Source organism: Candidatus Hydrogenedentota bacterium (assembly GCA_019637335.1).
GTDB lineage: Bacteria > Hydrogenedentota > Hydrogenedentia > Hydrogenedentales > JAEUWI01 > JAEUWI01.
Genome location: JAHBVV010000005.1, coordinates 141207 through 156298, shown reverse-complemented (window position 1 = coordinate 156298; position 15092 = coordinate 141207). Strand labels below are relative to the sequence as shown.

Sequence of the window (15092 nt, the reverse complement as noted above, 5' to 3'; positions counted from 1 at the left end):
GGTGAGTTTTTCATGTCGTGTCTTGTCAACCGAGCGATTGCCGCTGTTTACTTTTCCCGGACTGACAATCTGATCTAGATCCCTGCCTGTTCATATACCTTCCGCCGGTTGTTCTTAACCTATAACCCTGCATGGGGCGGAGGTTTATGTAGATGGATTTTACAGCACTCGGCATTGGCCTGGCCGCGGGCCTCGCCGCCGGCTATCTTCTTTGTATTGTCCTGGCGCAAGCCCGGGGCAAGGGCCTCATGGGGAAGGCCCGGCGGGACGCCGCCCAAATCCTGACGGACGCCGAAAGGGAGTCGGCGACTCTCCAGAAAGAAGCCAGGACGCAGGTCAAGGAACTGGAGATCGACCTGCGCGCGAAGATGGAGCAGGAAGCCCGCGAGCAGCGCAAGGAAATCGCGGCGATTGAAAAGCGGATGCTTTCCAAGGAGGAAACCCTCGATAAGCGCGCCACCGCATTGGATAAGACCGCGCTCGATCTGGCCGCGGAAGAGCGCAACCTGGTCAAGCGCGAGAAAGACCTGGAGAAAGAGCTCGAAAAGGTCGCCAACGTTATCACTGAACAAACCAAGAAGCTGGAGGACATTTCCGGCCTGACGGCGGAACAGGCGCGCCGCGAGCTTTTTGTTACGCTGGAGAACGAAGTCAAGCGCGATTGCGCGCTCCAGCTCAAGCGCACCGAAGACGAACTGAAGGAACAGGCGGAGAAGAAGGCCCGCTGGATTATAGGCGAGGCCATTGGCCGCTGTGCTTCAGACCACGTGGCCGAGACCACGGTTTCGGTGGTCGATCTGCCTAACGACGAAATGAAGGGCCGGATTATCGGGCGCGAGGGCCGCAATATCCGGGCGCTGGAAAACGCGACGGGCATCAACGTCATTATTGACGATACCCCCGAAGCCGTTATCCTGTCCGGGTTCGACCCGATCCGGCGTCAGGTTGCCCGCATCACCCTCGAACGGCTTATCCAGGACGGCCGCATCCACCCCGCCCGCATTGAGGAGATGGTGGAGAAAGTCAACGAGGAGATGGCCAAGACGATCAAGGAGCGTGGGGAGGCCGCCTGCCTGGAGGCGGACGTGCACGGGCTCCATCCGGAGATTGTTAAGCTCTTGGGCCGCTTGAGTTTCCGCACCTCCTACGGCCAGAACGTGCTCCAGCACTCGATTGAGGTGTGCCACCTTTCGGGGATCATGGCGGCGGAGTTGGGCCTGAATGTGCAGGAGGCGAAGCGCGCCGGGCTCATCCACGATATGGGCAAGGCCCTCACGCACGAGATCGAAGGGTCCCACGCCATCCTCGGCCACGATATTGCCAAGAGGCACGGGGAGCACGAGGTCATCTGCAACGCCATCGGCGCGCACCACAACGAAATGCCGATGACCTCGCCGATCTCCATGATCGTGCAGGCGGCGGACGCGATGTCCGCGTCCCGCCCGGGCGCGCGCAGCGAGACGATGCAGAATTACATCAAGCGCCTTGAACAGCTTGAGCAGATCGCCCACGAGTTCGACGGCGTGGAGAAGGCCTTCGCTATCCAGGCCGGTCGCGAGGTGCGCCTGGTGGTCCAGCCGGACCGCGTGAGTGACGCCGAGGCGGCCGCCATGGCGCGCGATGTGGCGCGCCGCGTCGAGTCCGAAATGACGTATCCGGGCCAGATCCGCGTCACCGTGGTCCGAGAGACGCGCGCGGTGGAAATGGCTAAATAGGCTTTAGGCTTTAGGCTTTAGGCTTTAGGCTTTAGGCTTTAGGCTTTAGGCTTTAGGCTGTAGGCTGTAGGCTGTAGGCTTTAGGCTGTAGGCTGTAGGCTGTAGGCTGTAGGCTTTAGGCTGTAGGGTTTAAGCGTTAAGGGTCCAGAATCGGGGCTTCTGGTTCTCGGATCGGGTACTAACCTGTATCGCACCGTCGGCATGTGGTTCTTGCCGCTGGATTTTATACAATCGCAATTGCAAGGGCAGGTTGGGTGTTTTGTTTTGCATACAGGGTTCGAGAAGGATTTTCGAATCCCAAAAGCCTCCAGCCTAAAGCCTGAAGCTCTGAACCCAAAGCCTCTTAACTATATGAAACTCGTCTTCCTTGGTGATATCGTCGGCAAACCGGGCCGCCAGATTGTGTCCCAGCGGCTGGGGCAGATCCGCGACCGCTGGTCGCCCGATATCATCGTGGCGAACGCCGAGAATTCCGCGGGGGGCCTCGGGGCCACGCCGGAGACCCTGGCCGAACTCAAGCGCCTGGGCATCGGCGGCTTCACGATGGGCAACCACACGTGGCGGAAGAAGGTCATTATCCCGGTCATGCCGTCCTACCCGGAGCTCGTGCGGCCGGCCAATTTCCCGCCCGGAATGCCCGGACACGGCCACACGGTTATCTCGCTGCCGGATGGGCGCAAGCTCGGCCTGCTGAACCTGATCGGGCGCATCTATATGGAGCCGGTGGAATGCCCCTTCCGCATGGCGGACAGCCTGCTGCCGGAACTGCGCCGGGAGACGCCGGTCATCCTTATCGACATGCACGCCGAGGCGACTTCCGAGAAGATTGCGCTGGGCTGGCACGTGGACGGGCGCTGCTCCGCCGTCATCGGGACCCATACCCATGTCCAGACCGCCGACGAATGGATCATGCCGGGCGGCACCGGCTATATTTCGGATGCGGGCATGTGCGGCCCCTACCATTCCGTGATCGGCACGGACAAAGATATCGTGGTGAACCGGTTTATCTCCGGCATGCCCGAAAAGTTCGTGGTGGCGCGGGGGCCGGCGTTGCTTTCCGCGGTCTACCTCGAAATCGACGACGCCTCCGGGCGCGCGACGGCCATTGAGCGGATTCTCCTCCGGGACGGCGTCGCGAAGTGAAGCGGCCGGGGCCGCGCCGTTGCGCCTTATTCAATAACACCGCCCCCGCATGGGCGCTTTCCATTAGAACGGTGAATGCATGTACTTTAAGCGAATAGACCTTTTCGGGTTTAAGTCCTTCGCGGACAAGACCCACATCGACCTCCAGGCCGGAACGACGTCCATCGTGGGCCCGAACGGCTGCGGAAAGAGCAATATCCTCGACGCGCTCCGCTGGTGCCTGGGCGAGCAGAGCGCAAAGGCCCTGCGCGGCTCGCATATGCAGGACATCATCTTCAACGGCAGCGAGCAGCGCTCGCCCATGGGGATGGCCGAGGTCACGCTGACCTTCGACAACGCCGACAACAAGCTGCCGCTGGACTTCGCGGAAGTCCAGGTCACGCGGCGCGTCTACCGTTCGGGGGAGAGCGAATACCTGATCAACAAGGCCCCGTGCCGCCTGCGCGATATCCAGGAACTGTTTATGGATACCGGCATCGGCACCAACGCGTACTCGCTCATCGGCCAGGGCAAGATCGGCATGGTGCTGAGCTCCAAGCCCGACGACCGCCGCTTTCTCTTCGAGGAAGCCGCGGGCATCATCAAGTACAAGGCGCGGAAGAAGGTCGCCCTGCGCAAGCTCGACAGCGCCGAGCAGAACCTGCTGCGGCTTTCGGACATCATCACGGAAGTCCAGCGCCAGATGCGCAACCTCAAGCGCCAGGTGAACGCCGCTATCCGCCACCGCGAATTGACGGAGGCCCTGCGCGATTTGGAAGTGCGCAACGCGTGGCTTCACTACAACGAGCTTAGCGGCCAGATCGACGATCTGAAGGAGCGGTACGGCGCCGCCGAAAAGGCTTACGAAAAGGCCTCCTCCCGGACGAGCAAGCTCGAAGCGCGGCAGGAGGAGCTCGGCCTCAAGCGCGTGGGGCTCGAACGCATGCTCATGGCCCGGCGCGAGGGCGAATACCAGGTCGACTCCGAAATGGAGAAGATCGAGAGCGAGATCGCAATAATTCGCAAGGAAATCGAATTCTCCCAGACCCGCCACGAGCAGGCGCAAAAGGAGAAGGAGGAGTTTCTCAAGCGCGCCGAATCGGTGAAGGACACCCAGGGCGAAACCGGCGCGAAGAGCTCGGAGCTCACGGCGGAAATCGAACGCGCCGAAGCCGCCACGAAGGAGAAGCAGGCCGAATACGCGGAAGCCGAGGCCGCGGTCGCGGCGGCGGAGCAGCGGGTGGAGGCGGCGCGCGCGCGAACCCTCGATACCATCAATACGCGCAACCGCACACAGACCGAGCTCGAGACGGTCGCGGTGAGCCTAAAGAGCGTGGACGACCAGCTCGCGGGCATCTTCGACCGGCAGAAGGCGCAGAGCACGCGCCATGAGGACCTCACCGGGCAGCTGAACACGGCGCGCCAGCAGGAGACGGAGGTCCAGAAGCAGCTTACCGAGACTGTGGGTTCGCGTAAGGAAACCCAGGAGAAGCACCGCGGTATTTCCGAGCAAATGAAGGCCGCCAACGACGAATGGCAGCGGCTCCGGGAAGAAAAGAGCAGCAAGGAGGCTCGGCTAAACTCGCTGCGCGAACTCCGCGACAGCTACGAAGGCTTTGCGACGGGCGTAAAGGCGGTGATGAAGGCCAGGCAGCACGAAATGCCGGAGGTGGACGGGATTATCGGCCCGGTGGGCGATCTGCTTTCCACGGAGAAGGCGTACGGCAAGGCCATCGAGGCGGCCCTCGGCGGGAACATCAACAACATCATCTGCGAGGACGCGGACGCCGCAAAATCAGCCATCGCCTTCCTCAAGCAGCACCGCGCGGGCCGCGTAACCTTCCTGCCGCTGGACACGATCCGCAGCAACAACCGCGACGACTCCGATACGCTCCGCGGCGCCGCCGGCGTGATCGGCAAGGCGATCAACTACGTGCAGTGCGAAGCGCGCATCATGCCCGCGGTCGAATATCTGCTGTACAACACCATGATCGTCGAGACCATTGACGACGCCATCCGCATCGCGCGGTCCGAACGGCGCTACCCGCGCCTGGTCACGCTCGATGGCGACGTCGTGACCTCGTCCGGCGCGGTGACCGGCGGGCGCACACGCAACGAGAGCCAGGGCATGCTCGGGCGCAGTGCGGAGATCGAGGAGCTGGAGGGGGCGGTGCAACAGGCGGCGGGCCGGATCAACACGCTGGTGCAGCAGGCGCAGCAGATGACCGCCGCCCTGCAGGAGCTGGCGCGCAATATCTCAGGCCTGGAGGAGAAGGAAGACGGCCTCCGGCAGCAGTTGAACAAGGCCGGCGTCGAGGTGGCGCGCCTGGCCACCGAAGTCGACACCCTGACCATGTCGGGATCGCAATTGGGCGAGCAGCGCGACAAGCTGCTGGCGCAGCGGGAGGAGCTCGAAGCGCGCCGCGCCGAGGCGCAGGGCCGGATCGACGCCATGGAAGGCGACGACGACCTTATCCAACGGGAGACCGCCGAGGCGCAGGATCACGCCGCGAAAATGCGCGCCGCGCTCTCGACGTGCAGCGACGCGCTGGCGGATCTGCGCGTGAAGGTCGCCTCGCTGACCCAGAGCCTGGAAGAGGCGGAGCGCAACCGGCTCCGCGAGGCGCGCGAGCACCAGGAGGCGCTCGAAGAGGCGGCCCGCCGCGACAAAGTCATGGCGGATCTCGCCGTCAAGGTGCGCGACCTGGAAGCGGGCATCGCGGACCACCTCGAACGCGCGCAGGCCCTCTCCGAGACGAAGGAGCAGGCGCACGACAAGGTCCTGGAGGCGCAGAAGGAGCAGAACGCGCTGAACGAGGAGTCCAGCGCCCTCGCGCGCGACCTGAAGGAGCTCCGCGCTGAAACCTCGCGCGCGCAGAAGGAAGTCCACACGCTGGAGCTGGAGCTGACGCACCGGGAAGACCGAATCGCCTTCCACCAGGAGCGCATTCTGACCGAGTACAACCTGGCGCTGGCCTCGCTCGAAGAAAAGGATGTCGGCACCGACGAGTACGACGAGCAGGAACGCGAAAAGCTCATCAAGGAGCACCGGAAGGACCTCCAGCGCCTGGGCACGGTGAACCTGATGGCCATTGAGGAATACGAGGCGCTCGAAAAGCGCGATCAGTTCCTCTGCTCGCAGGAGGAAGACCTCCGCAAGGCCCGGGAAACCCTCCTGGGCGTGGTCGACCGCATCGACACCACCATCAAGGAGCTCTTCATGGAGACCTTCCGGACGGTGAGCGAGTGCTTCAAGAACTATTTCCGCCGCCTCTTCAACGGCGGCCAGGCCCGGGTGTACCTGCTCGACGAGGACGACCCGCTCGAGAGCGGCATCGAGATCGAGGCGCGCCCGCCCGGCAAGAAGCCGCAGACCATCTCGCTGCTGTCCGGCGGCGAGCAGGCCATGACCGCGATCGCGCTGCTGTTCAGCATCTTCACGGCCAAGCCGAGCCCCTTCTGCGTGCTCGACGAAGTCGACGCGCCGCTGGACGACGCGAACGTGGGCCGCTTCCTGGAGCTGGTCGAGGAATTCGTCGGCCAGAGCCAGTTCATCATCATCACGCACAACAAGCTGACCATGGCCAAGGCCGGCGCCATTTTCGGCGTCACGCAGCAGGAGCGCGGCGTGTCGCAGCTGGTCTCGGTGAAGTTTGAGGATGTCAAAGACGAAAACGCGGCATGAGGGTTCTGCATCTCTTCAGCAACAGTAAATGGACAGGGCCGGCCGAGCCGGCCCTGAACCTTTGCTGGCGCCTGCGCGGGCTCGGCGTGGAGGCGGAATTTGCCTGCGCGCCGGACGCCGGCAAGTCGGTGAACCGGGTCGTCGAGTCGGCCCGGGAACGGGGCATCGAGCCCATCCTCGAATTCCACCTGCGCAAGCACCGCCACCCGCTGAAGAATTTCCTGGATGTCCGGCGCCTGCGCCGCTACCTGCACGAACACCCCGTCGATATTGTGCATTGTCACCTCGACAACGACCATGAAATCGCCGCGCGCGCGTTGCGCGGGCTGGACATCCCCCTCGTGCGCACGAGCTACGAAGGCGTGGGTCTCGCGCCAAACCGCCGCCGGCGCGCGATGATGGCCCGGACCGCGGTGTTGATCGAGCCCTCCGAGATGGCCCGGGAGCATGACGTGGAGATCTATGGCCTGCGCCTGGAGCAGGTGGCCGTGGCGCCGAATGCAATTGATACGAAGCGCTTCGACCCGAAGAGGGCATTAAACCTCTCCCCGCCCGCCATCCCCGCGAACGCGGGGATCCAGGACTTGCGCGCCCGGTGGAATATCCCGGCGGATGCCTACGTCGTGGGTATCGTCGCCCGCATGCAGACCCACCGCCACTTCGAGGACTTGCTCGAAGCGACGAAGTGGCTCATTGAGGTAGTTCCGAATACCCACCTGCTCATTGTCGGTCGAGGTACGAATCAAAAGACCGTGGTGGAGCAACCCGCGCGGGAACTGGGCATCGCGGACCACGTTCACATCACCGGCTATGTGGAAGGCGATGAACTCATCGCGGCCATTCAATCATTTGACGTGGGGGTCTATCTCGTTCCCGGCAGCGACGGCACCTGTCGTGCTGCCCGGGAGATTCTGTCCATGGGGAAGCCCCTGGTCGTCGCGGATCGGGGCATGCTGCGGGAAATCGTGGTTGACGGGGAAAGCGGCGTGGTGACGGATGGCAGGCCAGCGTCGCTCTTCGATGCGCTGGAAGGCCTGGGTGGAGAGCCCGAACGTCGCACGCAAATGGGGGCTGCCGCACGCGTGCTTGCCGAAACGCGATATACGCTAGAAGTCCAGGCCGCGGCGGTGCATGCGATTTATGGGCGAATGCTTTCCTTTCTCTCGTAGCAGGTAACTCTATGGAGCGCCGGCGGCCCGCCCGCATTGCGCTAACGGCGCAATTGAGACCGTCCGCGCAGCCTGAGTACCTTCTAAGAAAGGCTTCAGTTACGTCTTGTTCCTCGGAATTCCGGTGTCTTCGACACCGGGCCAGCGGGCCGCTGGCGCTCCATACACTGCGTTTCAACACTTGGTGAGCGCAGAACAGGTCTATGAGGTGCGGGCGGCCCGCCCGCACCGCGCCGAAGGCGTCAGGTATCTTTCCTGTTCGCGTCAAAAGCAGGATAGCCGTCCCGCCCGCACCGCGCCGGAGGAGCCAGAGATCTTTCCATTGACGGCGCTCCCGTTCCGGCCTATACTGGCCTTGTACAGCGTTTGCGGGGCGCTACCCGGGAGGGTATGTCGCCATGTTTGCCCTGTTGCATGCGAGGTTATTGCTGGTAGTTGTGCTTGTGGCGATGCTTGCCGCGCTGTCCGGATGCCCGCCGCAGGCCCCGACGATCTACATTGAATACGCGAGCGAGGACGGTACCGCGTCGCAGGCGCTGCCCGCGGGCGGACGCCTCAACATCACGAACCACGTCGGGCCCATCACGCTGGTGGGGACCGAAGAGGAGACGGTGAACGTCTCCTGGGTGAAGGTCGCCTATATCCCCGAGAACGCGACCAATCGGCAGGCGCCGGGCGTCTATCTCAACCAGATCGAGGTGCGCGTAACGCGCTCCGGGAACACGGTCAACGTTTCAGGCAGCGTCCCCGCCAACAGCGCGTCCTTCAGCGGCGCGGTGGAGTTGGTCATCGAGGCGCCCGCGGACGCCATCACCGATCTGCGGGTGAACATGGGCGCGGTCACCGTGTACGGCATGCGGGGCGCGATCGATTTCGAGCTGGACTCGGGCGGCGTCTATCTCGAACGCGTAACGGCGCCCGAAGCCGACGAGGACATTACCGGGGAGACGGGCGTGGGCAATCTGCACGTGGTGCTGCCGGCCGCGAGCGTCTTCACGCTGGACGCACGGACGGATATCGGCGCGATACAGATATCCGACGCATTCCCGATTGACACGGCGCGCTACAACGTCACGGGCGCCTCGGCGGCGGGCGCGACCGGAGAGGGCGGCGCGACAATCCAGCTGCGCACGGAGGTGGGCGCGATCCTGATCGACGGGTACTGAGCGCGGACGCCGCGGCGGTCCCGCCTTTGACATTGGCGCGGCGCGCGCGGGAAGATGGGGCGCGAATGAGCGCCTCTGGCGCCCGCAACGGAGACAGGGAGAACACGATGAAACGCCGCCAATTCCTCGGCGCGGTCGCCGGCATGCTGGCCGGGCCGCAACTGCTCGCCGCCGGACAGAACACGATGAAGCGTCCCATACCCTGCGGGATCCTCGGCCTCGGACACGCCCACGGCCTGAGCGTGCTGCGAATACTCCGCGAGTCGCCCGACTACGCACTGAACGGCGTATGCGAGCCGGATCCCGATCGGCGCGCCGCGTTCGCGGACCACGAGCTGATGCGGGACATCCCCTGGCTGGATCAGGACGCCCTCCTCGGAAACCCGGACATCCAGATGATTGCCGTGGAAAGCGATGTGCAGCGCCTGCTGAAGCTCGGGCGCGCGGTCGTGGATGCGGGCAAGCATCTTTACCTCGACAAGCCCGCCGGGACCTCCCTGGAGGAGTGGCGCGCGCTGCTCGACGCCGCGGACCGGCAGGATCTTCTCGTCCAGATGGGCTACATGTACCGCTACAACCCTGGATTCGACTTCCTGCGCAAACTCGTGAAGGAGGGCATGCTGGGCGACATCTACAGCATCCACGCGAGCATGTGCACCGATCTGTCACCGGCGAAGCGCCAGGAGCTGCTGTTTCATCCCGGTGGCTTGATGCTGGAGCTGGGCTGCCACTTGATCGACATGATCGTGCTGCTCATGGGCGAGCCATCGAAGGTGACATCCTTCCTCCGGCACGACACCGGCATCGATGACACCCTCAACGACAACACACTGGCCGTGCTCGAGTACGACAACGCCCTGGTCACCGTCGAGAGCGGCGCGCGGGAACCCAACGCCTTCGCCTCGCGCCGTTTTCGCGTGGTGGGCACGGAGGGCAGCTTTACCCTCATGCCGCTGGAGCCGCCCGCCGGCACGCTCAGCCTGCGCCGCGACTGGGGCGAATACAAGAAGGGCGTCCAGCCCGTGCCATTCGAGAATCTCCCGCGCCACGTGGCGGACCTGACCGACCTGGCGGCCTGTATTCGCGGGGAATCGGAATTCGCCTACCCGACGTCACACGACTATGCCGTGCAGCGGACCGTGCTCCGGGCCTGCGGCGAGGACGTGTAGCGCCGGCGGCTATTCGATTTCCGTGCCGCCGCCTTCCCGGCGCCACGCGCTGGATTCGAGCATCTGCCTGAATTCTTCCATCGAGCTGTTGCTGCGCGACGACTCGCGCATGTACTCGACTCCGGTTCGCTCCGCCGCGCCGAAGAAACGGTCCAGCGCGTCGGGGAAGAATGCGCCCGCCGGCAGCTGTTTTTCCGCGTCGGTCAGCATCGCGTTGACGAGCGCCGCAAACGATACCTTGACGTAATCGATGGAGAGCCGGGCCTGCTGGACACGTCCAAGAAACGCGGGCGCATCGGCGCAGCGGGCCTCGGCGTCTTCAAACAGTACGGTGGCGCGCGCGAGCACCTTCGGGCCGAGGTAAGCCGCTTCAATCTTTGGCTCGAAGTTGCTCATGTGCAACGCGTGGTAGTCGCTGCCCCGCACCTCCGCCTCCAGCAGGTCGACATAGGCGCGCATGGGCTCCGCCGCGGGGCCAAAGTACGCCGCCAGGAACTCGTTGATCGCCGTTTCCCGATCATAGTCCGGATTCCACAGCAACTTGGCCAGCAGATAGGAACGCAAGGGGCCCATATCGCTGTGCGAAACGTCGCCGCTCCCCTGCGCAAACATGCCCCGCACACCGTGGTTCACGAAGAACCGGACATTCGGCCCGACCGTGTGCAGGTTGGGAAACGGCAGGAGGTATTGCCGGAAATTGATCGTGTAGTCCCAGATATAAATCCGGTCCGTCAGCCGAAACCAATCGCGGACCGCGCCGCGGATGCCTTCATTGGTCGCGCACTTCGGATCGTCGAAGGCGTGGGACTTGCAGCCCGACGTGCACAGCCGCACGACGACGTTGGGAAGCGGTTTGAGGTCGCGCGGCGCCCCCGTGGTGTATGAGTAGGCGAACGTGTCGAATACGTGGTTCGGGTAGTCGCCGCCCAGCGCCTCCGCGATTCGGTTGACGAAGTGAATTACCGGCGCGGAATGGGCCCCGCCCTGCGCCGCTTCCATCGCCGCGCAGTTCTCGCATTCGCACCAGCCGCCGGGGCCATCGTTCTGCGAAATGCTGATAATCGTCGCGTCGGGATTCTCCTCGATCCACTGCCGCGTCCGCCGGATGGCTTCCTCGATCAGCGCCTCGTTCGTGAGGCAAAGCTGCGTCCGTGTGAAGCGTCCGGTTAGCGTACGCTCGCCGTCCACCAGCGAAAACCACTCGGGGTGCGTTTCGAAATACTCCTCCGGCGGGATCAGCGTCCAGAACGAATGGCCAAACGGGTGATAGGCAACCTTGCCCCCGTGCTCCTCGCCCAGTTCGGTCAGGTGCCCGTTGAGCCGGTTCCGTGTGCACCAGTCGAGGTCTTTCGAGGCCGCATAGTACACCTCGCGGTATTCCATCACGGGCGTGTGGCGTATATTCAATGCGCCGATCTCCAGCCGGGGGCGCTTCGGAATGTGCGTGACCTCCGGCGCGAAGAAGCGGCAGCCGAGGTATTCCTCCAGGAATGTGTACACGCCGTACATCGTCCCCCGCTTGCCCGGCCCCGCGATAATCAGGCGCTCGCCCAGCGTCTGGATCACGAACCCTTCTTCGCCGAGTCCGTCCAGCGCAAGTTCTGGCGCGACGGCCCGAAGATGGGGGCCGTCGCCCAGGACAATCGCCCGTTCCGGAATCGCCGATTCACCACGTTCAACCGGTAGCGTGGCGCCCGTCATCTCGCGTAGAAAATACTGCAATTCCGCAGCCGCGCGCGATTCCGCCGGCAGGGCGTCCGTCGACAAAACAATGGTGTATGCGCTTGAACCTTCCGCCGCGATCAGCAGGGGAGCGCTCGCGCCGGCCGGAGAAAGCAGGACTGACATCAAGCCGATAACGGCCGGTACCGCCTTTAGCAAACCCATGCCGGCTCCTCCCCAGCCTCGAACGGCTGCGTTGCGATCGGTCGGACGGACGCGCCGGAGCGCCTCAGCCCTTCTCGTCGAGGTTCTCCTTCATTTCATCGTCCGTCGGCGTCCGGGAGGGCACGCCGCCTTCGGGCACATCCAGGCCCGCCGTCCAGACGATGGCGTTCAGCACCAGCGTGCGGAAGTTGTCGTCCTGCCAGTTGCGGTGGAAGTGCGCGCCCGTGAACCCGAAGCTCCGCCCCCCGTCCGGACGTTCAAACGCCCAGGCGGTGTGCTGTTCCTCGCCCCGCGCGACGGCCGCGCGCACGTGCGGGTTGCCGCTGTGCGGGCCGTCCGGGCGCGTCAGGGTCGATTCGGGGGGAAGCGCGGTCAGGATCGGCGTGACGCCCTTCATCCCGTCCACGAAGCGCATGTGGTAATACCACTCGTCGTTGATCTCAAACGCCGGCACGCCCGACGCTATCGGGTGCTCGGGCATTTTCGTGTAGTTGGCGTCCCAGTGCGGATTCACCGACCAGTCAATCTCGAAGTAGCCGCCCAGCCACTCCAGGAACTTGTCCCCGCATTCGCCTTTGGTGGTCTCGACGGCGTAGTGGATGCAGGCCAGGCCCACGCCTTTGTCGATCAGCCCCTGGAAATAGTCCAGGTGCGGATTCAGCACGTGGTTTCCGCCGCCGTCGCAGTAAATGACCACCGCCGCCGCGTCCTCGAAGATGCTGGTGTCTTCCGGCCATCCATACCACGTCACCACCGCCTCCACGTTGGGCATGTTTTCGTTCAGCGCCTTCGCAAGCAACATGGAACCCGCGCGGTGCTCGTGATCGCCCGGCGCATGGCTCGGCTTGCCCGCCACAAACACGATTTTCTTCTTCTCTTCGGCGGAGCCGGGCAAGGCGCCCAGGAGATACAGGGCCGCAAGGGCGAGGGCAATGAATCGCATGAAAAACTCCTTCAATCGCGGAAACCAGCCCGCGGATGGGTAAGAAAAAACACGCGCCACCATTTAAGCACCCCGCGCCACGGCGGTCAAGCCGGAAGATGGCCCCCAACTACCAGCCCCCCAGCCACCAGCCCTCACCCCTTGACTCGCTACAGCCCACAGCCCAAAGCCCAAAGCCCAAAGCCCAAAGCCCAAAGCCCAAAGCCCACAGCCTAAAGCCTAAAGCCTATTCCCAACTGTCAACTGTCAACTGTCAACTGCTAAGATGCGCGTTCAACGACCAGAGGATAAGGAGATTCCGCACCATGCGCATCGATTCCCGCCGAATCGCGTTCACCCTGCTCGCCGCCGCCTTGCTCGCCGTCCCCGCATTCGCCGAGCGCGAGGACCTCGGCAACGGCTTCCAGCACCACGGCGTCGCCACGCCCGTGAGCAACCACCGGGGCATCGTCGCCACCGTCGACGGCGAGGGGCGCAACGTCGTGCTGGTGTGGCTCTTCGACCACACCGGCGGCTACGCCATCCTCATGATCGACGCCGCCACCGGCGAGGCCGAACAGTATCCCGTGCCGTTCCCGCCCGGCGGCGACTGCCCCTACGCGTCCATCCTCTCGAGCGACAACAAGTACTACACCCACTTCAACAGCTATTTCACCGAGTTCGATCCGGTGAAGCGCGCCTTTACGTTTCACCAGCAGACCGTCCCGCAGATGGCCATGGGCATGACGGAGGACGACAGCGGCGTCATCTGGTCCGTGACCTATCCCAACAGCGGGGTCGCCTCCTTCGACCCGAAATCGCGCGAATTCACGGACTACGGCCACGTGCACGCGGAGAACTGGGCGCAGTACCAGCGCCAGGTCGCCGCGGACGACGCCGGCTGGGTCTATTTCGGCGTCGGCAATACCGCGAGCCAGATCATCGCCTTCGACCCCGCCGCCCGAACCGCTGCGCCCATCGTACCGGAGGAGCAGCGGATCACCGGCAGCGGTTTCGTCGTGCGCGACGTGAACGGGAAGGTCTACGGCCACGCGGGCGATGGCGAGCGCTGGTACGAGCTCCACCAGGGTTCCGCCACCCCGATCGACAAGCCAACGGTGAACGCAAAGCCGATCATCACCGGGCACCAGGGCCTCGTGCACAAGGACTTCCCCGACGGCAAGCGCCTCAAGCGCTGTGATACGGTGGAGCGCGTGCTCGAAATCGAAGATCCGGCCACGGGCCAGGTCCTTCGCCACGCCTTCGACTACACCAGCGAGGGCGCGCATATCATGGGGGTGTCGGACGCGCCCGGCGGGATGATCGCCGGTGGCACGGCCTTCCCCATGCGCTTTTTCAGCTACGACCCCGCGAAGGATGAGTGGGAGAACCGCGCCAGCTATGGCCAGTGGAATACCGTGGCCCGCCACGGCGATCGCTTTTTCGTCGGCGGATACGGCGGCGGTTTCCTCCTCGAGTGGGATCCCGCGCAACCGTGGAAGGAAACCGTAAAGGGCGATCCGGAAGGCAACCCGCGCTTCCTGGCGGAGTCCGCGCCGGACATCAACCGGCCCCACGACCTGCTGGCCCACCCCGACGGCAAACACCTGATCCTCGCCGGAACCCCGGGCTACGGGTATACCGGCGGTGGCCTCCTCTTCTGGGATCGCGAGGCGCAAACGCACACCCTCCTGAAACACACCGACCTCCTGCCGGATCTCTCCACCATGAGCCTGGCGCCCCTGCCGGGCGGCCTGATCGCCGGCGGAACGACGACGGCGGCCGGCACCGGCGGCGAGAAAAAGGCCGAGGTGGCCGAGCTTTACCTGCTCGATCTCGCGGAGAAGAAGGTCGTCTGGCATGCGCCCGTTATCCCCGGCGCCAACAGCTACACCGACCTCTACGCTGCGCCGGAAGGCCAACTCTACGGCGTCGCCGACCAGCGCCACTTCTTCGTGTTCGACCCGGTCGAACGAAAAATCGTGCACCAGTTCGACACCAGCGAGACCCTCGGCAGCACCATCTCACACCAGGGGCCGCGCGTCTTTGTCGCGACGCCCGGCGGCGCGCTCTACATGCTCTTCCGCAAGGGCATCGCCCGGGTTGATCTCAATACCCACGCCATCACCCTCCTCTCGGAGTCCCCCGTGCCCATCGGACCCGGCGGCGCCTTCCTCGACGGGCGCATCTATTTCGGCAGCGGATCGCACCTCTACAGCTACGCCGTGCCCGCGGAATAGCCGCGTTGACGCAGGGC

General features: G+C 64.2%; 9 protein-coding genes. 7 read left to right on the top strand and 2 right to left on the bottom strand.

Annotation, left to right across the window (positions count from 1 at the left end; genetic code table 11):
* Positions 1 to 152 precede the first annotated feature (152 nt).
* The 6 genes from rny to KF886_08520 all read left to right on the top strand — a co-directional run bounded on the left by rny (position 153) and on the right by KF886_08520 (position 10026).
* Entirely contained in the window at positions 153 to 1715 is a 1563-nt protein-coding gene (rny, locus tag KF886_08545; protein MBX3177394.1) for a ribonuclease Y, read from the top strand.
* Between the two features lie 351 nt (positions 1716 to 2066).
* Positions 2067 to 2858: a TIGR00282 family metallophosphoesterase gene (locus tag KF886_08540; protein ID MBX3177393.1), complete on the top strand. Its 792-nt coding sequence runs from the start codon at positions 2067 to 2069 to the stop codon at positions 2856 to 2858.
* A gap of 79 nt (positions 2859 to 2937) precedes the next feature.
* Positions 2938 to 6522 (top strand): chromosome segregation protein SMC, encoded by a 3585-nt coding sequence (gene smc, locus KF886_08535; GenBank protein ID MBX3177392.1) that lies wholly within the window; start codon positions 2938 to 2940, stop codon positions 6520 to 6522.
* On the top strand, positions 6519 to 7691 hold the full coding sequence (locus tag KF886_08530) for a glycosyltransferase family 4 protein (GenBank protein ID MBX3177391.1): 1173 nt from the start codon (positions 6519 to 6521) through the stop codon (positions 7689 to 7691). The genes smc and KF886_08530 overlap by 4 nt, the downstream gene beginning before the upstream one ends.
* 398 nt (positions 7692 to 8089) lie before the next feature.
* On the top strand, positions 8090 to 8857 hold the full coding sequence (locus KF886_08525; protein MBX3177390.1) for a hypothetical protein: 768 nt from the start codon (positions 8090 to 8092) through the stop codon (positions 8855 to 8857).
* 107 nt (positions 8858 to 8964) lie between these two features.
* Positions 8965 to 10026: a Gfo/Idh/MocA family oxidoreductase gene (locus tag KF886_08520; GenBank protein MBX3177389.1), complete on the top strand. Its 1062-nt coding sequence runs from the start codon at positions 8965 to 8967 to the stop codon at positions 10024 to 10026.
* 9 nt (positions 10027 to 10035) lie between these two features.
* On the opposite strand, the gene KF886_08515 is transcribed toward KF886_08520, so the two are convergent.
* Positions 10036 to 11913: a DUF4838 domain-containing protein gene (locus tag KF886_08515; GenBank protein ID MBX3177388.1), complete on the bottom strand. Its 1878-nt coding sequence runs from the start codon at positions 11911 to 11913 to the stop codon at positions 10036 to 10038.
* Positions 11914 to 11977: 64 nt separating this feature from the next.
* Complete coding sequence (locus KF886_08510; GenBank protein ID MBX3177387.1) at positions 11978 to 12856, bottom strand: ThuA domain-containing protein; 879 nt, start codon at positions 12854 to 12856, stop codon at positions 11978 to 11980.
* Positions 12857 to 13161: 305 nt separating this feature from the next.
* Between KF886_08510 and KF886_08505 the strand changes: the two genes are divergently transcribed.
* Positions 13162 to 15075, top strand: a complete 1914-nt coding sequence (locus KF886_08505; GenBank protein ID MBX3177386.1) for a hypothetical protein — start codon at positions 13162 to 13164, stop codon at positions 15073 to 15075.
* Positions 15076 to 15092: the final 17 nt, after the last annotated feature.